Origin of the sequence: Empedobacter sp. UBA6745, from assembly GCF_002453775.1 — a bacterium.
In the GTDB taxonomy this organism is placed as follows: domain Bacteria; phylum Bacteroidota; class Bacteroidia; order Flavobacteriales; family Weeksellaceae; genus Empedobacter; species Empedobacter falsenii_C.
On sequence record NZ_DKHL01000043.1, the window covers coordinates 18,060 to 40,568 of the forward strand.

General features: G+C 32.5%; 21 protein-coding genes. 6 read left to right on the forward strand and 15 right to left on the reverse strand.

Annotation, left to right across the window (positions count from 1 at the left end):
* The first annotated feature begins 7 nt into the window (after positions 1 to 7).
* Together B4H69_RS11945 and B4H69_RS11950 are read left to right on the forward strand one after the other, a co-directional pair.
* Positions 8 to 733: a pyridoxine 5'-phosphate synthase gene (locus B4H69_RS11945; RefSeq protein ID WP_125350500.1), complete on the forward strand. Its 726-nt coding sequence runs from the start codon at positions 8 to 10 to the stop codon at positions 731 to 733.
* Positions 734 to 736: 3 nt separating this feature from the next.
* Positions 737 to 1,513: an alpha/beta fold hydrolase gene (locus B4H69_RS11950; protein WP_280049062.1), complete on the forward strand. Its 777-nt coding sequence runs from the start codon at positions 737 to 739 to the stop codon at positions 1,511 to 1,513.
* Positions 1,514 to 1,601: 88 nt separating this feature from the next.
* On the opposite strand, the gene B4H69_RS11955 is transcribed toward B4H69_RS11950, so the two are convergent.
* Both B4H69_RS11955 and B4H69_RS11960 read right to left on the reverse strand, forming a co-directional pair.
* Positions 1,602 to 2,141, reverse strand: a complete 540-nt coding sequence (locus B4H69_RS11955; RefSeq protein WP_125350502.1) for a GNAT family N-acetyltransferase — start codon at positions 2,139 to 2,141, stop codon at positions 1,602 to 1,604.
* Positions 2,132 to 3,145 carry an ABC transporter ATP-binding protein gene (locus B4H69_RS11960; protein WP_280049061.1) on the reverse strand — a complete coding sequence of 338 codons (1,014 nt, stop codon included), beginning with the start codon at positions 3,143 to 3,145 and terminating at the stop codon, positions 2,132 to 2,134. The genes B4H69_RS11955 and B4H69_RS11960 overlap by 10 nt, the downstream gene beginning before the upstream one ends.
* A 100-nt stretch (positions 3,146 to 3,245) precedes the next feature.
* On the opposite strand from B4H69_RS11960, the gene B4H69_RS11965 reads away from it, so the two are divergent.
* The 3 genes from B4H69_RS11965 (at position 3,246) to B4H69_RS11975 (ending at position 5,210) form a co-directional block, all read left to right on the forward strand.
* A complete protein-coding gene (locus B4H69_RS11965) occupies positions 3,246 to 3,932 on the forward strand; it encodes a YceI family protein (protein WP_291094130.1) in 687 nt (228 codons plus the stop codon).
* A 161-nt stretch (positions 3,933 to 4,093) separates the two neighbouring features.
* The gene (locus tag B4H69_RS11970) at positions 4,094 to 4,594 is read left to right on the forward strand and encodes a hypothetical protein (RefSeq protein WP_291078248.1); all 501 of its coding nucleotides are present in this window, start codon (positions 4,094 to 4,096) and stop codon (positions 4,592 to 4,594) included.
* A 55-nt stretch (positions 4,595 to 4,649) separates the two neighbouring features.
* On the forward strand, positions 4,650 to 5,210 hold the full coding sequence (locus B4H69_RS11975) for a cytochrome b/b6 domain-containing protein (protein WP_291078249.1): 561 nt from the start codon (positions 4,650 to 4,652) through the stop codon (positions 5,208 to 5,210).
* Between the two features lie 32 nt (positions 5,211 to 5,242).
* Here B4H69_RS11975 and B4H69_RS11980 read toward each other — a convergent pair whose 3' ends face one another.
* The 6 genes from B4H69_RS11980 to B4H69_RS12005 all read right to left on the reverse strand — a co-directional run bounded on the left by B4H69_RS11980 (position 5,243) and on the right by B4H69_RS12005 (position 9,828).
* Positions 5,243 to 5,380, reverse strand: coding sequence for a hypothetical protein (locus B4H69_RS11980; RefSeq protein ID WP_291078250.1), 138 nt, complete (start codon positions 5,378 to 5,380; stop codon positions 5,243 to 5,245).
* A 409-nt stretch (positions 5,381 to 5,789) separates the two neighbouring features.
* Positions 5,790 to 6,173: a DUF423 domain-containing protein gene (locus B4H69_RS11985; protein WP_114997942.1), complete on the reverse strand. Its 384-nt coding sequence runs from the start codon at positions 6,171 to 6,173 to the stop codon at positions 5,790 to 5,792.
* Positions 6,174 to 6,191: 18 nt separating this feature from the next.
* Entirely contained in the window at positions 6,192 to 6,863 is a 672-nt protein-coding gene (gene tsaB, locus B4H69_RS11990) for a tRNA (adenosine(37)-N6)-threonylcarbamoyltransferase complex dimerization subunit type 1 TsaB (RefSeq protein ID WP_038335034.1), read from the reverse strand.
* Positions 6,864 to 7,015: 152 nt separating this feature from the next.
* Complete coding sequence (locus tag B4H69_RS11995) at positions 7,016 to 8,338, reverse strand: TolC family protein (RefSeq protein WP_291094133.1); 1,323 nt, start codon at positions 8,336 to 8,338, stop codon at positions 7,016 to 7,018.
* A 96-nt stretch (positions 8,339 to 8,434) separates the two neighbouring features.
* A complete protein-coding gene (gene gldC, locus B4H69_RS12000; RefSeq protein ID WP_038335027.1) occupies positions 8,435 to 8,761 on the reverse strand; it encodes a gliding motility protein GldC in 327 nt (108 codons plus the stop codon).
* 17 nt (positions 8,762 to 8,778) lie between these two features.
* Positions 8,779 to 9,828, reverse strand: coding sequence for a gliding motility protein, GldB (locus B4H69_RS12005; RefSeq protein WP_180905290.1), 1,050 nt, complete (start codon positions 9,826 to 9,828; stop codon positions 8,779 to 8,781).
* A gap of 100 nt (positions 9,829 to 9,928) precedes the next feature.
* Here B4H69_RS12005 and nadE point away from each other — a divergent pair, with 100 nt between their 5' ends.
* Positions 9,929 to 10,723, forward strand: coding sequence for an NAD(+) synthase (gene nadE, locus B4H69_RS12010; RefSeq protein ID WP_180905291.1), 795 nt, complete (start codon positions 9,929 to 9,931; stop codon positions 10,721 to 10,723).
* A gap of 255 nt (positions 10,724 to 10,978) precedes the next feature.
* Here nadE and B4H69_RS12015 read toward each other — a convergent pair whose 3' ends face one another.
* The 7 genes from B4H69_RS12015 to B4H69_RS12045 all read right to left on the reverse strand — a co-directional run bounded on the left by B4H69_RS12015 (position 10,979) and on the right by B4H69_RS12045 (position 22,412).
* Positions 10,979 to 11,389, reverse strand: a complete 411-nt coding sequence (locus tag B4H69_RS12015) for a hypothetical protein (RefSeq protein ID WP_180905292.1) — start codon at positions 11,387 to 11,389, stop codon at positions 10,979 to 10,981.
* A 51-nt stretch (positions 11,390 to 11,440) separates the two neighbouring features.
* Positions 11,441 to 11,821: a VanZ family protein gene (locus tag B4H69_RS12020; protein ID WP_291094136.1), complete on the reverse strand. Its 381-nt coding sequence runs from the start codon at positions 11,819 to 11,821 to the stop codon at positions 11,441 to 11,443.
* Entirely contained in the window at positions 11,814 to 12,194 is a 381-nt protein-coding gene (gcvH, locus tag B4H69_RS12025; RefSeq protein ID WP_219033849.1) for a glycine cleavage system protein GcvH, read from the reverse strand. The genes B4H69_RS12020 and gcvH overlap by 8 nt, the downstream gene beginning before the upstream one ends.
* A 21-nt stretch (positions 12,195 to 12,215) precedes the next feature.
* The gene (gene sprA, locus B4H69_RS12030; protein WP_291094139.1) at positions 12,216 to 19,385 is read right to left on the reverse strand and encodes a cell surface protein SprA; all 7,170 of its coding nucleotides are present in this window, start codon (positions 19,383 to 19,385) and stop codon (positions 12,216 to 12,218) included.
* Positions 19,385 to 19,966 (reverse strand): Holliday junction branch migration protein RuvA, encoded by a 582-nt coding sequence (gene ruvA, locus B4H69_RS12035; protein ID WP_280045802.1) that lies wholly within the window; start codon positions 19,964 to 19,966, stop codon positions 19,385 to 19,387. Before ruvA ends, sprA begins: the two co-directional genes overlap by 1 nt.
* 92 nt (positions 19,967 to 20,058) lie before the next feature.
* Positions 20,059 to 20,976, reverse strand: coding sequence for a hypothetical protein (locus tag B4H69_RS12040; RefSeq protein WP_280045803.1), 918 nt, complete (start codon positions 20,974 to 20,976; stop codon positions 20,059 to 20,061).
* 143 nt (positions 20,977 to 21,119) lie between these two features.
* Positions 21,120 to 22,412 carry a serine hydrolase gene (locus B4H69_RS12045; protein ID WP_280045804.1) on the reverse strand — a complete coding sequence of 431 codons (1,293 nt, stop codon included), beginning with the start codon at positions 22,410 to 22,412 and terminating at the stop codon, positions 21,120 to 21,122.
* Between the last annotated feature and the right edge of the window lie 97 nt (positions 22,413 to 22,509).

The window sequence follows — 22,509 nt, forward strand, 5'->3', positions numbered from 1 at the left end:
TAAAATCATGACTAAATTAAGTGTTAATATAAATAAAATTGCTACAATTCGTAATGCGCGTGGTGGAAATACGCCAAATCTTGTAGAAGCGGCAATCAAAATTCAGGAATTCGGAGGACAAGGAATTACGATTCATCCGCGTCCAGACGAACGTCATATTCGTTACCAAGATGTCTACGATTTGAAACCTGTTGTAACAACTGAATTTAATATTGAAGGAAAACCGATTGATAGTTTTATGGAATTGGTTTTAAACTCAAAACCAGAACAAGTTACCTTGGTTCCTGATGCAGAAGATGCGATTACATCAAATGCTGGTTGGGATACAATCAAACATTTTGATTATTTAACAGATGTGATTAAAACGTTTAAAGATGCTGGAATCAGAACTTCTATTTTCTTAGATCCAAATCCTGCTTTAATTGAAAGTGCTGCGAAAACTGGTGCTGATCGAATCGAGTTGTACACAGAAGAATTTGCGACGCAATACGGTTTAGGAAATCTTGACGCAATTCTTCCTTACAAAGAAACAGCAAAATTAGCAATCGAAAATGGATTGGCTGTAAATGCTGGACACGATTTGAGTTTAGATAATATTGAATATTTTATTCGCGAAATTCCAACAATTGCCGAAGTTTCTATTGGTCACGCGTTAATTTCTGAAGCTCTATATTTAGGTTTAGAAAATACGATACAAGCGTATTTACGTAAAATTGAATTAGCAAATTTGTAGAAAATGGCAGAAATCTTACATAGCAAAATTGTCGGCTCTGGTGAAAAACATTTATTGGTTTTTCATGGATTGTTTGGACAATTGGATAATTGGAGCACATTAGGAAAACATTTTGGCGAATATTTTACAACACATTTGATTGATTTACGCAATCATGGACGTAGTTTTCATAGCGAAGATTCTTCTTTAGCAGCGATGGCACAAGATATCGTGAATTATATGGATGCAAATTCTATTGAAAAAGCACATTTGTTGGGACATTCGCTTGGCGGAAGAATTGTGATTGATTTTGCGATGATTCATCAAAATAGATTAGATCATTTGATTGTAGCTGATATGGCACCAAAAGCTTATCAACCTCATCATAATGCGATTTTCAAAGCGTTGAAATCTGTTAATTTTGATCAAGTTGAAACTCGAAAAGATGTAGAAACGACTTTGGAACAATATATTCCTGAAATTGGTGTGCGACAATTTTTATTGAAAAACGTTTACCACGCCGAGAATGGTAAATATGCTTTTCGATTCAATTTAGATATTTTGGATAAATTTTATCAAGAGATGATTGGTTCTGAATTGTTGAAAGGCGAATTTGATGGTCCAACTTTATTTTTGGGTGGCGCAAATTCAAATTACATTATGCCAGAAGATGAAATGATTATCAAGGAGCGTTTTCCAAATGCGGAAATCAAGAAAATTGCAAATGCAGGACATTGGTTACATGCCGAAAATCCGAAAGATTTTACAGCAGAAGTTTTAGATTTCTTGTTGAATAAATAAAAACAAAAAAGCGAAATTCATAATTTGAATTTCGCTTTTTTTATATCTGATTATCATTCCAAGTTTATCGAAAAATCTATTCTTTTCTTTAACTCAATTTATTTTCTCTCAACAACGACCAATAAATCATAGTTGAATCTCTATTCAATTCAGTGAAATTTAGTTTAGTTAAAAGTTTCGTTGAACCAATATTTTCTATCAAACAACAAGCGGTTACTTCTTCTAAAGTTTCTTTTGTAAATGCCCAATTTATCAATTCCGCAGCTGCTTCCACTGCAAAACCTTGCTTTCTTTCTGCTTCGATAATTCCATAACCAATATCACAACTTCTTCCAACAAAATTATAACCTTTAAAACCAATGTCACCAATTATTTCTCGTGTTGATTTCTTGATAATCATCCACGATTCGAAACCTGTTGGTGCATCAACTTTAGACAAGTTCACAATAATTCGAGGCAATGTTTCGATTACATCTGCATCTGGCCAACCTTTTCCTCTAATCAAATTTAATTGCTCTAAATCGGTATAATTATTTTGTAATATATTTTCGCAAATGGAAATCGTGAATGGCATCAAAATTAATCGTTCGCTACACAATTCCGTTACTTGTAAACTTTCTAAATGCATAATTGATGAAATTTTATAACTTCAAAATGTATCAACTCATCTTTCATTAATTTTTGAGAAGAATAAGTCAACAATTCAATGTTTTTGAATGTAAATCTTACCAAATAATCTCTTCCCTGAAATTTTGATAAAATTACTTTTCCTTCAAATTTTCCATTTTTAGAAATTGTAATTTCTTCTGGATAAATGACAATTTTAGAAGAATAAATTCCTAAATCTTGTGAATCATCCAACACATTTACATAACCAAAAAGTTTGGCCACATAAGTTGTCGCAGGAAAATTTCGCACATTCTCGACCTCATCATACTGAATCATTTTTCCGTTTTGCAAAACTAAAATTTTATCCGAAGTATAAAAAGCATCACTCAAATCATGTGTTGTAAAAATCACTGTAATTTGATGCGCTTTACACCAATCCATAATTTTTTCTCGAATGGTTAATTTTAATATTTGATCTAAATTAGAAAAAGGTTCATCCAACAACAAAATTTCGGGTTGTTGTGCCAAAGCTCGTGCAATAGACACACGCTGTCGCTGACCACCACTCAACTTATTCGGAAAAATATGTTTATACTCTAACATTTCAACAACCGTTAACGCTTCGTCAATTTGTTGTTGTTTAAGCTCTAAATCAAAATTACTTAAAAATTTCCCGACATTCTCACCAACCGTTACAAAATCTAACAAATCATAATCTTGCGCTACGTATTTCATCATCTTATGACCTGGAATCAAGTTATAAGCAGGTCCGCGTAATTTTTTGGTATGATAGTAAATTTCTCCTTCTTTAAAATCCAACAATCCATAAATCAATTTCAGTAAAGTTGATTTTCCACTTCCACTTTCTCCGATAATACTTACCACTTCGCCTTTGTTAACTGCAAAATTGATGTTATCGAGTACTTTTTCTTCGAAATCTGGATAATTATAACTGAGTTGTTTTACGTTTAGCACGATTGAATAATTTTTCTTATGTTTGGCTAAGGTATTAGATTTATTCAATATGAAATAATTGTTTAATTATTTCATTTATTGATATAAATCAATATCAACTATTAATTTATATTATAGTTTTGTAAAAGAAAAAATTAAAAAAAGCAATATGAAAAAATTATTCTTAGGATTGGCTGTTGTTTCTGCTGTTGCATTAACTTCTTGTGGAGGAAAAACTGAAACTAAAGCTGCAACTGAAGCTCAAGAAGGAGCAACATCAACTGAAGGAGCTGCAGAATATGCTGTTGATACAACTGCATCTGTTGTAAATTGGAAAGGTGGAAAAACTTTTGACGATATTAACAAACCAGAAGAAGGTCACTACGGAGTTGTAAAATTAAAAGAAGGTTCTGTAAAAGTACACGACGGAGTTTTAGAATCAGGAAAATTTGTTGCTGATTTTGCTTCTTTCGAATCTAAAGATTTAGATGCTGATGCAGAAAGCAAAGGAAAATTAGACGGACACTTAAAATCTGCTGATTTCTTAGACGTTGAAAAATTCCCAACTGCAACTTTCGAAATTACAGGAGTTAAAGCTTTAGAAGGTGGAGATTACAATTCAGAAATTTCTGGAAACTTAGATTTCCGTGGAGTTCCTAAAAATGTTACTTTCAAAGCTAATGTAACTGTTAATGCGAATGGTGTAACAATCAAATCTGAAGAATTTGGAATTAACCGTAAAGATTTCGGAATTGTTTTCACAGGTGGTGGAGGATCTATTGTAAAAGACGAAGTTTTATTACAAGTAGATTTATCAGCTAAACCAGTTGCTGCAACTGAAGAAGCTGCAAAATAATCGAATTGAATATTCATAAAATAATAGAAGCCATTTATCTTAGATAGATGGCTTTTTTGGTTTAGAGGCGAAAAAATATAATTTCTCTCATTTTTTTTGTGATAATTAATTGAACTTAATTATATTCGTACTCATAATTAATAACATACATTAACAAAACAATGAAAACAATTAAGTTCTTCCATCCGGATGAAACATTTAATTATAATATTGAAAAATCGTTATGCAAAGTCGTTTTTCAAGGAAATAAAAAATGTTTGTTGGTCGAAATACATTCGACTGATGACTTAGAACACGTAGAAGGCGATTCGTTACAAAACGATTTTCCTCAACTTTCTTTATTTATTGATGATTTTCCTTTGGATGTAGAATCTGTAGAGGAATTAAACGGTAAAAAAGTTTCTATTCCTTACGGTTTTGCCGAGGAAGAAGACGAAGAAGGTGAAACTGTGGAAGTATATTACACAACGTTGAATGTTTCGGAAGAAGATTACGAAACGGTAAACAACGAATTAACTTTTAGTGTAAATGACAAAGGAATTTTGACCTTGAATTGGAAAGGTGAAGTGCAAGATTTTGTAGAAGAATCTGAAAAAGATATTCCTTTCGAAATAGAATGTACATTTGAAGAATTCGAATTCTCAGAAGACGATTTTGAATAAAAAAATACAACAAAAACCTCTCAATTTTGAGAGGTTTTTTTAATCACTATAAATTATGAAAAAGTTCACTTTAACTCATCGATTATTACATTGGACAATCGGAATATCGATAATTATGCTTTTCTTAACTGGTTTTTTGAGAATGGAATGGATGAACAAGAAAAATCTTTCTGCTTTGATTACTAATGAAGTTTCAAAAGAAGGTTTAAACATTTCTGATGCTACTTTAAAAACAATTGGAAGAAGTTCTTTAGAACCAATGTGGCAATGGCACGAAATATTTGCTTATATCGCTTTGGCTCTTTTTGCTGTCCGAATTGTTTATATGCTGGTAAAGGGAATCCGATTTCCTAATCCTTTGAAAAGTCATTCAACATCTGAAAAATTTCAGGGAATAATTTATATGATTTTCTATTTGTTAATGCTAATTAATATTGTGACAGGATTTTATTTAATGTGGGGAAATGGAACTTACAAAGACCCTATGGAAGAAGTGCATAAAACTGCAATTTATTGGTTTCCTATCTTCTTTCTCATTCATCTCATAGGAGTTATTATCGATGAAGTCAATAAAAATTCTGGAATTGTTTCTAAAATGATAAATGGTAAAGATTAAAAATAAAAAAGACACTTTATAAAGTGTCCTTTTTATTTAAACATTTGATATATTTTATCTTTTTCGTAACCTTCGATAGTTACTTTTTGATCAGTACTATAAAATGTATATTCTCTACGATTATCCGTATCTATAATATAATTCGGAAAAGATTTATTTGGTCTTCTCATTCTTGCTTCTTTGAGATTTTTTCGATCCTTGTTAGAAATCAAAAAAGTCTTTTTATCAAGAATCAAAAAGTAATATTCTTTTTCTAAAGAATAATAGTTGCTTGAAGATTTTACAGTTAAGATTAATTTATTATCCTTTACTTGATAAGTTCCTTCAGCAAAACCATAATCAGCATTATTGATTTCTTTACCGTTTTTATCTAACTCTACAATACAGCTAAGAAGNNTTTGAATTGTTGATTGTTTAACAATTTCAATTCAAAGTCGCTATGTTTAAAGATTAAAGGAATCGTCAATACTAATTTATCTTGCGCTTTTGTATTAATTGCAAGGAAAAATAATAATCCAACCAATAATTTATTCCACAAATTCATATAACTGATTAACAATTATATAAATTTAAAGAAAATTATTTTCCTTTCATAAAAATCCAAGCCAATAAACCCCAACCGATAATCATGAATAATCCTCCAAGTGGCGTAATTGGTCCTAAAAATTTAAGGTTTACGTTCCAATGTTCTGCGAATGACAACAAATAGATACTTACAGAAAAAACAAATGTTCCGGCAATTAAACACCAAGCAGCAGAACGTTCTAATCCGTTATTAAATTGAAAATACATTCCAACAGCTAACAAAACAATTGCGTGATACATTTGATAACGTACTCCGACTTCAAAACTTGCTAATTTTTCGGCTGGTAAAATTTTCTTGAACGCATGAGCTCCGAAAGCGCCTAATATAACCGCCGTCATTCCGTATAATGAAGCAATTGTCAACACAAGATTTTTCATAAATTATCTCTTTTTATTTTATTCAGATTTCTTTTTTCCGGCAACAAAATCTTTCAGATAATATGGCTCGAAATACGCAACATCTTCAAATGATTTTTGGTTAAATTTTTCTTCCGCAACACGAATCATATCTTTTGCCGATGGAAAAGTTTGTATAAACGTAGCATCTAAATGCGCTAAAACTTCTTGACATTTTTCTGCTCCATCACCCACAAAAATAATTTTCTTTCCTTTCAATTCTTCAAAAGAAGTTTCATCGATTACTTTAGCTTCTGTTTCTGTTAACTGATTTCCTTGCTTATCAAACAAAGCTGTATAGACTTCCATTCGTCTTGCATCAATCATCGGAATGATATAATCGACCTCTTGATTCAATTGTGATTCCGCCAAAATTTGCAACGAATTAATTGCCATAAGTGGAATATCAGATCCATATGCAAAACCTTTGGCAGACGAAACGCCAATACGCAAACCTGTGTAAGAACCTGGGCCTTTTGAAACACAAACCGCCTCTATATCTTTCCAATTTATTTGCGCGCCTTCCACGCACCAATCCACAAACTGATTCAGTTTTTCACCATGTGCATAATTTTCATCACTTTCTTCAACCAAACATAGTTGAACGCCATCTTTAGCAATCGAAACCGAACAATTTTTTGTTGAAGTTTCTAAATTTAAGATTGTTGCCATGTTGCAAAGATACACAAGGAAAATTGATGTATAAAGTTTGAATTTATGATTTTAGAATAGATTTAGAAATATTTATTACACTCTGAAACTCTTTTATGAAAATAATTTTCAATAATTTGATTAATATTTTCTCTATTTACTTCATTTAACCTCTATTTTCCTTCCAACGTTATTGGAACGCCAGCATAGAAATCTAATATTTTTTGTTTGAAAATGTAGTTGTATTTCGCTTGTAACATTTGCGATTCTGCCACCATCATGTCATTACGCGAACGGTTAAAATCATATTGATTAATAACTCCAGCATTGTAAGATTTCTGTGCAAAATCGTATGAAATTTTCGCATATTTTACCGCTTCTTTCGACGAATCGTATGACGCATAAGAACTATTTACCTCGAAATAAGCAGACTGAACGTTTTTCAACACTTCTTGTTTCGATTGTAGAAGGTCAACTTTTGCTAAATCCTCGTTGATTAATGCTTTCTGAATATTAATTTTATAGGAGTATTGATTCCAAATTGGAATACTCACACCAACTCCAAAAACGCCTGTTACATTATGTCCTAATTGCTCTAATAATGCATCTTGACGTAATCTTTTATTGAAATATTGTAGATAATTCGTTCCGAAATTGAAACTTCCTGTCACTTTTGGAAATAATGAAGTTCGCGCGATTTGAGTTTCTTTCGCAGCAACATCAATTTGCAATTCGGCATGTTTTACAGAAGGCTGATTTTGATAAGCCGTTTCTACCACATCATCCAAATTATACAATTGAGACGTTACATTATCTGGAATTTTGACATCAGTTACAGCAAAATTTCGGTAATCATTTAATTGCAACAACATCGCTAAATTGAACAATGCACGCTCTATTTCGATTTGTGCATTTACCACTTCACGTGTATTTGTCGCGACTTCAGATTCAGATTGAGCAACAACAGATTGAGCTACTGAACCAGCTTTGAATTTCTTTTGATTTTGATCCAATAATTGTTTCGAAATAGTTAGATTTCCTACTGCAACTTGTTTCAATTCTTTGTTCAATAAAACCGCCAAATAATAATTTGCAACTTGTAACGAAATATCATTTATCGTCATCGCAGTTTGTACTTTCGACGCTTCTAATTCCAAAGCAGCTTTGTCTTTATTCAATTGAACAACTCCACCATTGTAAATATTGATGCTAGATTGTACGCCAAATGAATGCGCAAATTGATAATATCCCTTTTCTATTGTTGGATTATAAGTTCCGATTGTAAAATTAGTATCTACATAACCCGAAACCGTTGGCAACCATGCATTGTAGGTTAACTCTAAATTTTTATTGAAAATTTCTTGGTTGATGGTATTCTGCTGAACAGTCAAATTATTTTTCGAAGCATACTCAATACACTTTTCAATTGTCCATTCTTCTTGGGCAAACGAAGAAAGAGAAGTAATAAATAGTAAAGTAAAAAATAATTGTTTCATAGACTATTCTTGTCAGAAAATTAAAGATATAAAATAAGTCGAATTTCTAACCAAAATGTTACGAAATTCGACTTAAAGTTTTATTTGGTCAGTAAATTAACCTTTAATTTTTGAAGCAATTGCAAATTCTTCTGCAAAAGCAGCGATTCTTTCTGCAACTTCTTTTTCCTCTGTTGCTCTTTCGTAAGAACTAGACATCGAAATTAAAATTTGGTGAAAGAAACGTTTCATATCATCTTGTGTCATTTCTTTTGTCCACAAATCGATGCGCAAAGCTTCTTTTGCTTTATCATCCCAAACAGAAAGTAACATTGCTTTTGTTTCTTCGTGACTAATTCCACCGTCTGGTGCATTCCAAGTCATTTTTTCTGGTACGTGATTTTCGTCCAATTCAATCTCTACCGTAATATTTGTTGTTCTCATAACTTCTAATTATTAGTTTATTTCACAAAATGGTAAACTTTACCATCAATTGTTTTTGTTGTATAATTTGTTGAATTATTACTTTCTAAAGCTGGCTTATATTTAGAATCTTTGAAGATTTTTTGACCATCCATATCATCTAACAAAGCTTTCAATTCTACCTTCGGATTCTCTTTCATGTATTGGCGAATAATTTGCAAACCAATCCAAGCCGCAATTCTTCCTGGAGAATCTTGTTCTATTTCATTATTAAATTTTGAAAATGGACTAACTGCTAAAAAGCGTTTATCCAAAGAAGCATCTGAACTGAATACATAATTTTGCTCCACAAAAAAGTTCCAAATTTGACCTTCGTTCTCAATACACCACTGAATTTGTTCTGGCGTGTAACCAACTTTATATTCGTCTGGTGTAACTGTTAACAATGCATCTTGCAAAATCAATTTCTTCCCTTCATAAATCATTTTATCAATAAATAATTGATTTCTTGGGCTAAATGTTACCACATCATTCGCAATTGCATCAACAGCTTGAGAAGGCAAACGATTAAAATCTAAATTTGTGCGTAAATAACGTTCTACGCCAATGCTATCATATAATTTATTCTTTGACCCCAAATACGCATCCATCGCAATAAACATCAAGCCAGATTGCTGACTAAACATCACAGGATAATCTATATTTTGTAAACCTGATGAATAGGTATAAACCGTCGGAATTTTATATTCTGGAAAATAAAATTGGTAACGTTGAAACATCGGCGTTAACGATTGATTTAAGTTTTTAAAATCTCCAAAAACCTTTCGAGATTGTCCATAAATACTCAATTCTTCTTTATTACGACGTTGACTTTCCCATACGTCATCCGCAGTTTTTGCATCAAAAAAGAAAGGATAATCTTTTCGTAAAGCCGCTAAAGGAATCGAATCGTTAAAAAAATCTTGGCTGATATCATGAATATTCAACTGAACATTTTGTTCTTTGACATCCACTTCCCACGATTTTTCTTTTTTGCACGCAGTAAATAAAATTAAACTCGCAAAAGCTAAGCCATATACAAATTTCATTGCTTGGTTATTTAGCTAACAAAAATAGTAAAATAATCTGTAGTATTTTCAACCCTAATTTTTTTCATAATCTGCTATCTTTGAAATAAATTATTAAACTATGCAAACTGAAAAAGTTGTAGAATATATTGTTTCTTGGTTGAAAGATTATTTGGAAACAGCGCACCAAAAAGGCTTTGTGATTGGAATTTCGGGCGGAATTGATTCGGCTGTAACCTCAACGCTTTGTGCAATGACAGGTTATCCTTTGCTTAATTTGGAAATGCCAATTCATCAAGAAAAAAATCAAGCGGATAGAGCAAAACGTCATATTGAATGGTTAAAAAATAAGTTTTCGTCGCCAATCGATTCGATAGAAGTTGATTTAACCTCAACTTTTGATGCAATGGTTTCGGCTTTACCAGAAACGGAAACGACAGACAAAGTGAATTTAGCGTTGGCCAATACACGCTCTCGTTTACGTATGACAACACTTTATTATTTTGCTGGTTTACACAATTATTTGGTTGCAGGAACAGGAAATAAAGTCGAAGATTTTGGCGTTGGTTTTTATACAAAATACGGTGATGGCGGTGTAGATCTTAGTCCGATTGCTGATTTAATGAAATCGGAAGTGTATAAAATTGCTGAGTTTTTAGGCATTAATACAGATATTCAAAAAGCAAAACCAACCGATGGTTTATTTGGCGATGATCGTTCGGATGAAGATCAATTAGGAGCAAATTACGATGAATTGGAATGGGCGATGAAAGCGAAAGAAGCTGGAAAAACTGCAGATGAATTTGAAGGAAGAGAAAAAGAAGTTTTCGAGATTTATTCGAGATTAAATCGTATTAACCAACACAAGATGGTTCCAATTCCGATTTGTGATATTCCAGAGGAATTGATGAAGTAAGTGAACAGGTAAAACATATTCCGAGTTTCGAAATTCGAACTTCAATAAAACATATAATTAGAATACAATTTAAAAGCAAGCGAAAGTTTGCTTTTTTATTTTGATGTGATGTTGACACGAATTCAACATGACTTACGTATAATGTCATTCTGAATGTAGCGTTAGCGGAATGAAGAATCTCAGATTCCTCGACAAACTCGGAATGACATTTTCTTAATTGATAATATAAATGAAGAAGTCGTAAGTGAAATTTTATTATTTAGCCCAGCTTGGTAACTCTTTCCAACCTTGTGATGGAGCTTCTTTTATATTATCTAGAACAGGTTTATTTATATATAGTTTAGTCGTAAAAAATAGTCTATTAACCCATTCATTTTTATTGATTTTAACTAAAAATCTTTTACCTATTTTACTATTATAGAAAGATGTGCTATCATTATCGAAATAGTCACTACCATTATTTAATTTATCATTATATAAATAATTAAATTTTATTTTATTTGAAGAATTCTTACCTATAAAATCAATTCTAGTCAAAGTAGCAATAGTATATCTGTAATTTTCCTTAGTTGAATTATCAAAATGATTATTCAATAATACATAAATAACTATCAAAAATAAAGAAGAGAAAATTATCATACTCCATATACTTTTTGTTTTAAACATAGTAAATAAATTTTATTTCTAAATATACTAAAAACAAAAAACTCAGTAATACTACTGAGTTTTTTTATATTGTAAATAATATGTTATTGCGATATATGCGAGGGCGATTCCGGATAAGTTTGCCATTAAATCGACAAAATCAAAACTACGATGAAGTGAAGTTAAAACGCCTTGTAAAATTTCGATGAGGAAACTTACCAAAAACGGAATTATCATCAAGCGTAGGTTTGTTAATTTGTATGCGACAAATAACAAAATCGTCATCATCCCAAACATTCCACAATGTACTATTTTATCAAAATTATCAATCTCCAAAAAGATTTCTAATTCTTTGATTGTGCTTAATTTCGAGAAATTTTCTTGTGGAAGTAGCGTCAGATAAAACACCAACGCTACATATGCAAAAAATATTATTTTCTTTGTCTTATGCACCGATTAATTCTCCGTAAGCAGCTGCATCTAATAAAGTATCTAATTGAGAAGCATCTTCAATTTTAACTTTGATAATCCACCCTTTTCCGTAAGGATCAGTATTGATTAATTCTGGCTCACCTTCTAATTCAGTGTTAAATTCTACAACTTCACCGCTAATTGGCATAAATAAATCAGAAACTGTTTTTACTGCTTCTACTGTTCCAAATACTTCTTCTTGACCTAAAGTTTCTCCTTCTGTTTCTACGTCAACATAAACAATATCTCCTAACTCTCCTTGTGCGAAAGCTGTAATACCGATTGTTGCAAAGTCTCCTTCTACAGAAATCCACTCGTGATCTTTACTGTACTTTAAATTGTTTGGAATGCTCATAATGTTTGTTTTATTGTTTTTTTAATTTCCGAATGTAAAGGTAGCACTAAATCCGGCACGAATTTGAGAAATTGGAAAAGCTGTTGAAATTTTATATTTACTCATCATCTGATCCCAATAGAATCTCAAGTTCAAATTCTTACTTACGTTATAATCTGCCGTTAACTTAAACGTCATAATTCGCTGTCCACCTGTGATTTGCGAATCTCCATAAATACTTGTTGGTATGTTTGGATTTTGTACGTCATCAAAGTTATAAATTACTTTTCGAATTGTTGTTTGATTATCTCTTAATGAGAAATCTCCACGAATATTTAAATCACCTTTGATTGTTTTCTGATTTCCTTGGTAACGAATCTTCATTTTGAAATCTTTGAAAATATACCCAAATCCAATAATATATTCAGATCCATAATCTTCTGTATACGTATAATTTGTTGTACTTAATGATAATAAACGATCTCTGTTATATTGCGCACGTAATTGCATACTGTTACGGAATGTTAAATCCACTCCCAATAATGGTGAAAATGATTCGATCATCGTAACCGCTCCATATAAATTCTGCGTATAGAAGTTTCCGTTTTCATCTTTACCAGTCACTTGTCCGCCACCCATAATTCCTGTATCTAACATAAAGTTTGGATTGGACTGAATACCAGTTGTTGTATATGTCGAATTATATGAACTCGAAACCTCAACATTATCAAAATATTTATTGATAATTGGAACAGATTTCAATCCTGTGTACGTTACGCGCCAGTTCGGAACCGGAATAGAACGATTGTATCCTAATTTAGACGAACCTGCATCTTTTCCTTGCACCGCCGCTAAAAATGCTGGTAAAAGTACATCAGAACTTCTTGCATTAAATCCTTCGTAATAACCAAGTCCATCTACATTTCCGCTACCTCTTTTTTGTGCTAAACGTCCAGAAATAGTTTTAGTATTTGTTAGGAATTGCTCAAAAATTGCATCTCCATCTTTGAAAGCTGTTTTGATATTTACGGTCGAAATATTAAGATTTGCTAATTCATCAATGTAAGGATTTTCGACTGCTAAATTGAATCCTGAATGATAAATACGACGATCTTTTGTACGTTTTGCACTCAAATCAATTCGTAAATCTGGAATTGGCTCAATCAAAGCAGTTCCATTAAAATCAGAACCTTTTGTAATTTGATACGCATCTGTCATCAATTCATCTCCTACAATCAATCCTCTTTCAACTAATTGTCGTTTAATATCGAATTGTGTTCCATAAACGAAGCCTAAACTTGGACCATTTTTACCATCAACACCAAAGAAACCTGGCTCGTATAATAATCCTGGAATTACAGCTCCATTTGTTTGATTAAATGTAAAATTAGCACGTTTTAGTGATGATAAAATCATCCAACCATAATCTTTTGCTGTAAATTTATGTTTGAATTTGTATGCTGATTTCTTATTTGTACGACGTTTCTTAGAGAATAAAGTTGTGTAAACTGTATTCAACGAATCTATTTCTGCACGACGGCCTTTCAAAATCGAATCATAGCGTTTGTAACCTTTAAACTCTGGATAGAATTTAGCAAAATCCAAATCTCCCATCAAATTGATCGAATTCGAGTTTTGAGCTGTACCATTTCCTAAATTAACAGGTCTTCCGTCTACTTCAAAATTTCTGTAAGCAGTAGAAGTTGCAACCCAGTTATAATTCGATGTAAATCCTGCTTCAACATTCATCCAATTGAGATATGGGAAGAATTTTAAAGGTAATTTATAATTCACCTGAAATTGTTGATCGTATTGAACTGGACGTCCAATTGTGAACATATTTTGCCAAATCATATCTTGATCTGCACGCTGGAAAGTTGTTCCATCATTCAACGTCATTGTCGAAGATGTTAAATCTAAACGCAACGATTTTGTCAAATCAAAACCTAAATTATATTGCCAATTGAACAAGAAATTGTTACTATATGTCGGACGAATTAAGCTCGAAGAACTTCCTCCTCCTAAATATTGACTGATATCGCGATATTGTCTTTCACTATACGTTCGCGCAATCTCTGTACGGAAAGAGAAACGTGTTGGCAAAGGATTCACATTAAATTCACGAATAAATTGTAAATATTTTCCTGATTCCTCTTTTGGTTGAACCGCACGCCATTTTTTGAAAGGTTCGTAAGATTTTCCTCTAAATCCGAAATTATAATTAATCGACGCTCTTAATTGTTGGTTGATGTTATATTGCGTGTAAATATCACGGTAATAATTATCCGAATACATCATCGAAACTGAGAAGTTAGAAGGATCATAAAAACGAACAGGGTTGTTGTTATTTGTAGATCTAACTTTTCGAATATTGTTAAAGGCAAAACTTTTGAACTGCGTATAAGTACGAACAACTTTTTCTAATTCGGCTTTATTAGGCGCTTCATCAAAAATAATATCGTTGTCTAATGGATTATATTTTGGATCGACAAAACTTTCCTGAATTGTAAAATCGAATGGAATTTCCATTCCCCATTTCTTTGGTAAGAATTTGTCTAATTTTACTTGTGCATTCAACGCGTATTGTAATGATTCGTCCTGATTACGGCTCGCAGGACCTTGATCGATAGCACCGAAACCTACAGAACTTGTACTTCCAGAAACCTGTACATTCGCAAAGTCACCTAAATTGAATTGTACATTTGCAGAAGCTGCATAACCTCCTTCGTTATCAATTTCGCTTAAACGAAGTTCGTTCACCCAAAGTAAAACCTCTTTATCAGTAGGTCCAGAAGTATTACGAACCCCAATCATGATCGAAGATACATTACCCAATGTTGCACGACCTTTTACGTAAATTGTTTTGTTTGGATTCTCTTGATCAAACGCAAAATTGAAACGTTGCAATGTATTAAAATCAACAGCATCCCTTTGTTTTTTAGCATCTGTAAACAAATCTGTATTCAGATCGACAAAGTTTTCATCAGGCCAAACTGTGCTTTCTGTTGCAGAACTTTGCGGCGTATATTTCAACGGCATTTCATATTCGTAGTAGTTATCTGTATAATCACTACCTACACGAATAAATAATTTTGTACCATTATCAATGGCATTTGACGCTCTGTCTAATAAGTTTTGAGCAGATACAAACATTTGTAATTTTTTGTATCGGCGCAAATCTAAATTTGTATTCTTAAAAATAGCTTTTGAAGTGCTACCTAATTTAAACTTCGCTTTCAAAGTCATCGAAGCTTCGTTTTGAGACTGATATCCCGTTGCTCCTTGTGTTTGTTCACGATAAACTCCAGGAGGAATCATATAACGAGGGCGATCTGTACCATTTCGTTCGATACTAACCTCACCAACTTCTAAATCATCAATATTTTTATCCTCTTCAGTTCCTTCTTGATTTCCTGCAGCCATTAAAGGATAAACATTTTTTGTATAACGACGCCACTCAGAACGAACTAAATCAAACGTACCGAAACGAATTGTTGTTTCTTCTTCGAAACCACGCATCACCATACGCATAAAACGAGCAGCTGTTAATACGCTTTCTGCTTGCGCAATAGACGCATCATTGTTTAACTCTTCTACTCCATCTCCGTCAAGATCTAAATCAAAGTTATCAACAGGAATACGAACTTGATACCATTTAACATCATGTTTCGTTTTGTCTGGAAATTCTCCTTGAACTGTTTTTCTTGCAACAATAAATTTATTGTTTGGATCTTCTAACGTTTGACGGTTAATTTTTAACGTATACTGATTATAGTTTTCTGTTTGATCTAAATTGAAATCACCATTGATATCTTCTGTATCTGGTGTTAAAGATGATGCGTGTAAAGGATTATCGGTTGAATTGTTTCCTTGCGGATTTCTGAAATAGCGGTAACGATCTTGAACTGTATTCCCAATTGATGCTCCTCTAAAACGATCATCTAAGAAGAATAAATAATTATCATTCGCAGGATCTAATTCTCCTGTCACTAAATTATTACTCGTAAATCCGTAACGTTGTGCTTCTTCCTCATCTGTTAATCCATTGTACCCTAAATCTTGTTGTTTTCGGGCAGCTCCATCTGTATCAAAAGCATATAAAATTGGATTTAACTGAGGTGTTTTCCCCCATTTTGATTCAACAACTTGAACACCATTATTAGAATGAGGCAATCCATTTTCGTACATCATTTCTCCGTCTTTTAAGACGTCTTCCGAAACATTTCCTAAATGTACCAATAACTCTCCATCGCCTCCTTTTCCATCTGCATAAGGATCCATCATCCAAAACTCGATGTATTCCACATTCGAATCTTTGAAGTTAGAAACTGAAATAGGACGCATAATTGCTCCCCAATTTTTCGTGTCTACTGCATTTGGATTAACGTTATAAGGTCCACGTTCTTGCGGATAGAATGTCATGTCTAATGTACTGATGTACGAATTTGTACCAGCCATTACATCACGTTGATCAAAAAGTTCCTTTAACTTAATGCGGCGTGCCATATGCGTTGACATTTGCTGATCCGTTAAAGGTGAACTTCCTCCCATTCCATAAAAACGAGGATCAATCGTGTACCACGATAACATACGACGACCATTATTAAATGATAAATCGTCATTTTTCATTCCATTCGGGAAGAACGGGTGATAACCAGAAGCAGAATATCCAGCAGGTTTTCCTGGTGTTGATCCAAATTTCCATGAACCAACATCTAATAAACTAATGCGAGATTGCGCATCTTCGAAATCGTCTATATAAGAATAACCTCCCGTAACTTTGTTCATTCCAGGCATCAAATAAGCTGCCTCTGCCTGAACGCTAATGTTCGACATTTGATCAGTTTTGATTCCTGGAATTTTATTTGTTAAACGAGTTAACCACTCAGCTTCTGAGTTATATTGTGTATTAAGTCCAAAAATTGTGTTGTTCACAGGTTCTGAACCAAATTGTGTTTTTTGCGTAACTGGACGTTCTTGGTAATTAATTAAAGTTCCTCCTAACATCAATTTATCACTAAATTTATGCTCGACATTAATTCCCATGAAACGTTTTTTCTGTAAATTAAATGTAGATTGATTTTCTAAAGATACATTAATTGGTGCTCCAGAATTTTTCAATTGTTCGTTGATAATTTTCACTCGACCCAACTGATAATCTACCGTATAATCTACGCCTTCCGTCAACGTTGCTCCACCAGAAGTCACCTTAACAGAACCTTGTGGCACATTAAAAGCTCCTAACGGAATACCATCTGTCACCGTTCCTTTGTAACGACCTTCTAATGTATAACGATTAGCTAATTTTTCGCCAGAAAGAGTATTTGGTAATTGACGATAAATTTGATTGAAAACGTATTCTTCATTTTGACCTTTTAATTTATTGCTCAAATATTTACCAAAAGGCTCTACAGAAGTAAAGATAATGTTTCCTCTTTCTGTATCAATTGTCAATCCTGATTGAAAATCGAATAAACCATCACCTTTACTTCCGTCAGGATTTTGTTGTAATTGTCCGTTCGAATTTAATCTATCCATGTTCAGAACTTGTAATAGCGATTGTTCTGAAACAGCAGAATTTGGTAAATAATTTAATGTTCCCGATGATTCTTTACCATTATCTTTGAAATTAATATTCATCAAGAAATCTTCACTCGAAACACCATAAGCATTTAACGAATAAATATTTTTCATCATCAAATCCCACATTGGCGAGGCCACATTAACAGCAGAATTTGGTTTGATTAATTTCGCAATAATTGGTTTATCTGTGTCGCTCGACATTTGTCCAACTTTGTATAACTTTGTCGGATCAGAGCTTAACGAATATTGAAACGAAACCGCTAACAAATCTTCACCATCAACTAAAGGCGTATTCAAGGAAATGTATCCTAATTTTGGGTAGAAAGTGAATTCGGAAGCATCAAGTTTTCGAACATTTTCATTGACGATAAAGTTTTCTCCATCCTGAAATTGCTCTCCATTAAATTCATGAGTATTTAAGAAGCTTCTCGCATCACTAATTTTAGTAAATTTTTTATCTAAGATTTCTTCATACAACTTATTATTACCATTTTGAGGAGCTGTATCACCTTCTGCGATATCTCGCAAAGCAATAATAGCACGTCTATTTTGTTGATTTCCTCCAGATTTATCGACTTTCCAAACCTCAATATTACTAATGTTGATATTACTATTAATCGCAGGATAATTTTCTAGCGCTTTATCATAACGATCTCTAAAAAATTGGCCTAAGAAAAAGTGTCTATTGTATTCATATTTTTCGGCAGCGACCTTAAAATCAGTCATCACACCACCACCTTGAACCACGATATTTTTAGATTCCGAACGTTGCTCAGAAAAGACAGCCGACACATTTGTACGACCAAATTTAAGATCTGTTCTAACTCCAAAAAGTGACTGCGCACCCGTAATCAACGAAGTACTAAGTGGCATCGAAATATTACCAACCTCTATATTTTGTAGGATATCATCTTCACCTCCAAATGGATCCAATTTATTTCCCAAAGCCTTTCTCCACTGAAGTTTCATTTGATTTTCGAAGCCAAAACCAGCTTGCGTATCATAATTTACTTTCATCTGAAGATTTTCTCCGACTTTCCCCAAAATACTCAATTGCATACGTTGGTTAAGATCCATTGTAAGCGTTTGACGGTTTTGTGGCAACAACATTGGGTTATCTATCTTTTGCAAGAAAACACCCAATTCTAAATTTGCATAACCTTGCGGAATCAATGAAATTTCTGATCCACCAAAAATAGTTTCGAAAGCTTTAGATTTCACCTTAAAACTTGGTAAAATACTTCCTTCTTTTTTTCCTTCCTTATCTCCAAAACGTTCTTCACGATAAAATTGATCGTTGGTTTGAGATTTTACTCGGAAATAATTTTTCATGTCTTGATTCTGAACCAAAGTCAGGTATTCTTGACGTGTCAAATAGATTGGCTCGGAAACTAAACTTGTTCCAATTTGAGGATATAAAATATACTGACGCTTTATCGCATCATATTGTACATCGTATTTTATTTGATTATCTAAAAACAATCCACCTTTTTGATCTCGGATAGGAAACTTAAGCGTATCACTTTCCTGAGCCATAACATCGCTCATAGTTCCCATTGCAAAAAGGAAACACAAAGCCACTATAGTAGAGCCTTTACGAATAGTTTTTGGTTCGTTATGAATCTTCATTAAATTTTCTTCAAGGTTTCTTTTACTAAGAATTCCACGTCTGCATCTGGCTGATCTTGTAGGATTTTGTCCATGATTTTCTCTGCAGATTTTTTAGGAATTCCTAAAACTTCTAAAGCAGATAACGCTTCATTCTTAGATTTATTTTTAACCGAAGTAGAATTAACATCTAATATTAAATTTTGATCCAATTTATCTTTCAAATCGATAATGATTCTTTGCGCAGTTTTAGCACCAATCCCTTTTACACTTTGCAATAATTTGGCATCTTCTTGAGCGATTGCAGTTGCAATTTCTTTGGAAGAAAGTGTCGAAATAATCATCATTCCAGAAGCTGGACCAACACCGTTAACACTAATTAATTTCTGAAAAATTTCTCGTTCTAATTTTGTTGCAAATCCATAAAGTATATGCGCATCTTCGCGAACAATTAAATGTGTAAAAATTGTAACCAATTCTTCGTGTTCCAAAGTAGAATACGTATTCAATGAAATATTGACCCAATATCCGACCCCATTGCAATCTATTACAGTATTTGTTGGATAAATCTCGATTAATTTACCTCTTAATTGTGTTATCATTTTGACGTTTATTTAGTTACACTACATATAGTGATAACGTCAAAAATACGATTTATTTTGTAAGGATGAAAGTTGGATTTATTGATGAGAATCTAATTTGAATTTTCGAAATCATGAATAATACTTTCTGCCCAAAAATTTCCGTACCAATTTAATTTAGAATTTATTTGATATACGCAGGAAAGTGTAATTTTTGTTTGTGTTGAATTTATTTTTTCTAAACGATAATTTATATTTCCAAACTTAAAATAATTTCCTTTCAACACATGTTGATCAGTTGGTTTTTGGCGAAGTTTAGACTTTGAAATATCTATTTTGAAATTTACATATTTGTTTTCTTCCAATTCTGTAACATATTCAAATAACTCCAAATCATCTGTAAATTTTCCGATACGAACCAATTGATTATTTTCTATAAAAGATGTCGATTTTATTGGACGCGGAACACCTATAAATTGATAAAATCCATCTTTATATTCATCTTGCTTTATTTCTTTGACTTCAATCAAATTAGGAAAAATATTTTCGGGTTGATTATTCACAACAATAGAACTTTCTGTGGTAAACAATTCACTTTTATCAGGAAAAACATTTTCAATTGGAAATAAAAACAACGGCAATAATAAAATTGAGTATAGTTTTTTATCATTCTCTCTTTCTGCTGTTCTACTCCCACAAATTAATCCCGCAATTCCTGCAACTATTAAAGCTGGAAATCCCAATATTAATCCACAAACCAAATCTTCAATCCCTGTCATTAAGCACGTCATAATATAAATTACAACTGTAATTATTGGATAAAAAAATTGTTTCAATTTTGATTTATAAATTTCTGTAGAAGAATACAAAATCGGAACTACTCCAATAACAATTGGAATCCCGAAAAGGAAGGTATATGTTAATACTCCATTATCAAAAATATTGTAAGAATTATCACCAATTACTAACCGAAAAAGCAAACCATATAATGCTCCTAAAATAATTCCTATATATTCTGATTTGAACTTCATCGCGTTAATTGTATTTCATTAAATTAAAAGTACAATTTATTTTGTAAGGATGAAAGTTGGATTTTAATGAAAGCCTTGTCAAGATTTAGAACCTTTGATAAGGCTTCGAGTGATTTGAATTAAATATTTTGAGAAATCAATTTTTAGTTTTTTAAGGCTATAATTTTCTCAATCATTCTTTCGGCATTACCGTTGGTGCCGCCAAGATTGATGGCTTTGTTGTACCATTCTAACGCCAAATCATATTGCTTGTTAGTAAGATAAGCTTCGCCCAAACTATCGGCAACACTTGCGTTATTTGGAAACTCTTTTACAACCAGTTGAAATATTTTTATAGACTCGTTAATTTTGCCTGCTCTTAATAATTCGTAACCCAATGTGTTAAGTTCAGTTGGATTTTCAAAACTATACTCTTTTTCGGAAGTATTTTTCAATTGATAATAATTCTCAATCGCTTTATTGACATCAGTTTGCGCTTCTTTTCTTAAAGCTTGATAAATCGATTTTCTAGGAATTTTAAATGTTTTTCCTAGCATAATTTTATGAATCATATGTCCCAAATCCCAAACTTTATTGCGGTTATTCGACGCTAAAATGATAACTACATCATTCTTCATATCATTTAACACCAAAGATTCAAATTTGTAGGAGACACCATTATGACGCTGCAATTCTTCTTCTGCAAAATAATCTCCAAATGATCCACCTTGATGGTCTTTTGTATAGGGATTATTCAATAATGTTTCAAAGGATTTTCTGGAAATCAAACGATTGTGATTCATTGCCTCAACCCATTTGTACATATCATTGGCGTCCATCCAAAGCCAACCGCTGATAAATTCCATTTCTGGGCATCGAACATTGTCCATATCATAACAAGATGTTCGGTTTTTATAGCCTGCTTTTGCATCAAACACAGAATTAGTCATTTTCAAAGGTTTGATAATGTTTTTCGTCACAAAATCTTGAAAAGTCATTCCTGTCATTTTTTCAATAATTCTTCTTTGCAAAAAAACATTGCCATTATCGTATCGGTAATCCTTTCCAGGTTCAAATAACAACGTATCCGTTTTTCGCAGAATCTTCCAAGCTTCATCATCATTTTTCGGGACTATTAGCCCATTTTCTATTCTGGGAATTCCGCTGGCGTAATTAATCAGATGTCTTGTCGTTACTTTTTCTGACCATTTTGGTAAATCTAAATTGTATTTCGAAATCGGCTCGTCAAGATTGAGTTTACCACGCTCCATCAACATCATAATTGCAACTGCATTAAATTCCTTTGCAATAGAGCCAAAATTTAAAATTGAGTTTTTGGTTAAGGGTGTTTTCTTTGTTTCGTCGGTAAAACCAAATGATTTTTGATAGATGATTTTTCCTTTTTTGGCAACCAAAACATTTCCATTGAACAAACCTCTTTCGTAAGATTTTGTCATTAAGGAATCTATTTTTTCGGTGACATTTTGAGCGAAAGTGTAGCATGAAAAAATCATCAAAAGGAAAGGGAAACTGATATTTTTTACGAAATTATGT

What these genes read in the sequence shown, in the direction of transcription:
- gcvH (WP_219033849.1), bottom strand. Translation starts at nt 12,194, where the DNA reads ATGAGCATTCCAAACAATTTAAAGTACAGTAAAGATCACGAGTGGATT.
- sprA (WP_291094139.1), bottom strand. Translation starts at nt 19,385, where the DNA reads ATGAAGATTCATAACGAACCAAAAACTATTCGTAAAGGCTCTACTATA.
- B4H69_RS11975 (WP_291078249.1), top strand. Translation starts at nt 4,650, where the DNA reads ATGAAAAAGTTCACTTTAACTCATCGATTATTACATTGGACAATCGGA.
- B4H69_RS11965 (WP_291094130.1), top strand. Translation starts at nt 3,246, where the DNA reads ATGAAAAAATTATTCTTAGGATTGGCTGTTGTTTCTGCTGTTGCATTA.
- nadE (WP_180905291.1), top strand. Translation starts at nt 9,929, where the DNA reads ATGCAAACTGAAAAAGTTGTAGAATATATTGTTTCTTGGTTGAAAGAT.
- B4H69_RS11970 (WP_291078248.1), top strand. Translation starts at nt 4,094, where the DNA reads ATGAAAACAATTAAGTTCTTCCATCCGGATGAAACATTTAATTATAAT.
- B4H69_RS11955 (WP_125350502.1), bottom strand. Translation starts at nt 2,141, where the DNA reads ATGCATTTAGAAAGTTTACAAGTAACGGAATTGTGTAGCGAACGATTA.
- ruvA (WP_280045802.1), bottom strand. Translation starts at nt 19,966, where the DNA reads ATGATAACACAATTAAGAGGTAAATTAATCGAGATTTATCCAACAAAT.
- B4H69_RS12045 (WP_280045804.1), bottom strand. Translation starts at nt 22,412, where the DNA reads ATGACAAAATCTTACGAAAGAGGTTTGTTCAATGGAAATGTTTTGGTT.
- B4H69_RS11985 (WP_114997942.1), bottom strand. Translation starts at nt 6,173, where the DNA reads ATGAAAAATCTTGTGTTGACAATTGCTTCATTATACGGAATGACGGCG.
- B4H69_RS11950 (WP_280049062.1), top strand. Translation starts at nt 737, where the DNA reads ATGGCAGAAATCTTACATAGCAAAATTGTCGGCTCTGGTGAAAAACAT.
- B4H69_RS12005 (WP_180905290.1), bottom strand. Translation starts at nt 9,828, where the DNA reads ATGAAATTTGTATATGGCTTAGCTTTTGCGAGTTTAATTTTATTTACT.
- gldC (WP_038335027.1), bottom strand. Translation starts at nt 8,761, where the DNA reads ATGAGAACAACAAATATTACGGTAGAGATTGAATTGGACGAAAATCAC.
- B4H69_RS12015 (WP_180905292.1), bottom strand. Translation starts at nt 11,389, where the DNA reads ATGTTTAAAACAAAAAGTATATGGAGTATGATAATTTTCTCTTCTTTA.
- B4H69_RS11995 (WP_291094133.1), bottom strand. Translation starts at nt 8,338, where the DNA reads ATGAAACAATTATTTTTTACTTTACTATTTATTACTTCTCTTTCTTCG.
- B4H69_RS11980 (WP_291078250.1), bottom strand. Translation starts at nt 5,380, where the DNA reads ATGAGAAGACCAAATAAATCTTTTCCGAATTATATTATAGATACGGAT.
- B4H69_RS12040 (WP_280045803.1), bottom strand. Translation starts at nt 20,976, where the DNA reads ATGAAGTTCAAATCAGAATATATAGGAATTATTTTAGGAGCATTATAT.
- B4H69_RS11945 (WP_125350500.1), top strand. Translation starts at nt 8, where the DNA reads ATGACTAAATTAAGTGTTAATATAAATAAAATTGCTACAATTCGTAAT.
- tsaB (WP_038335034.1), bottom strand. Translation starts at nt 6,863, where the DNA reads ATGGCAACAATCTTAAATTTAGAAACTTCAACAAAAAATTGTTCGGTT.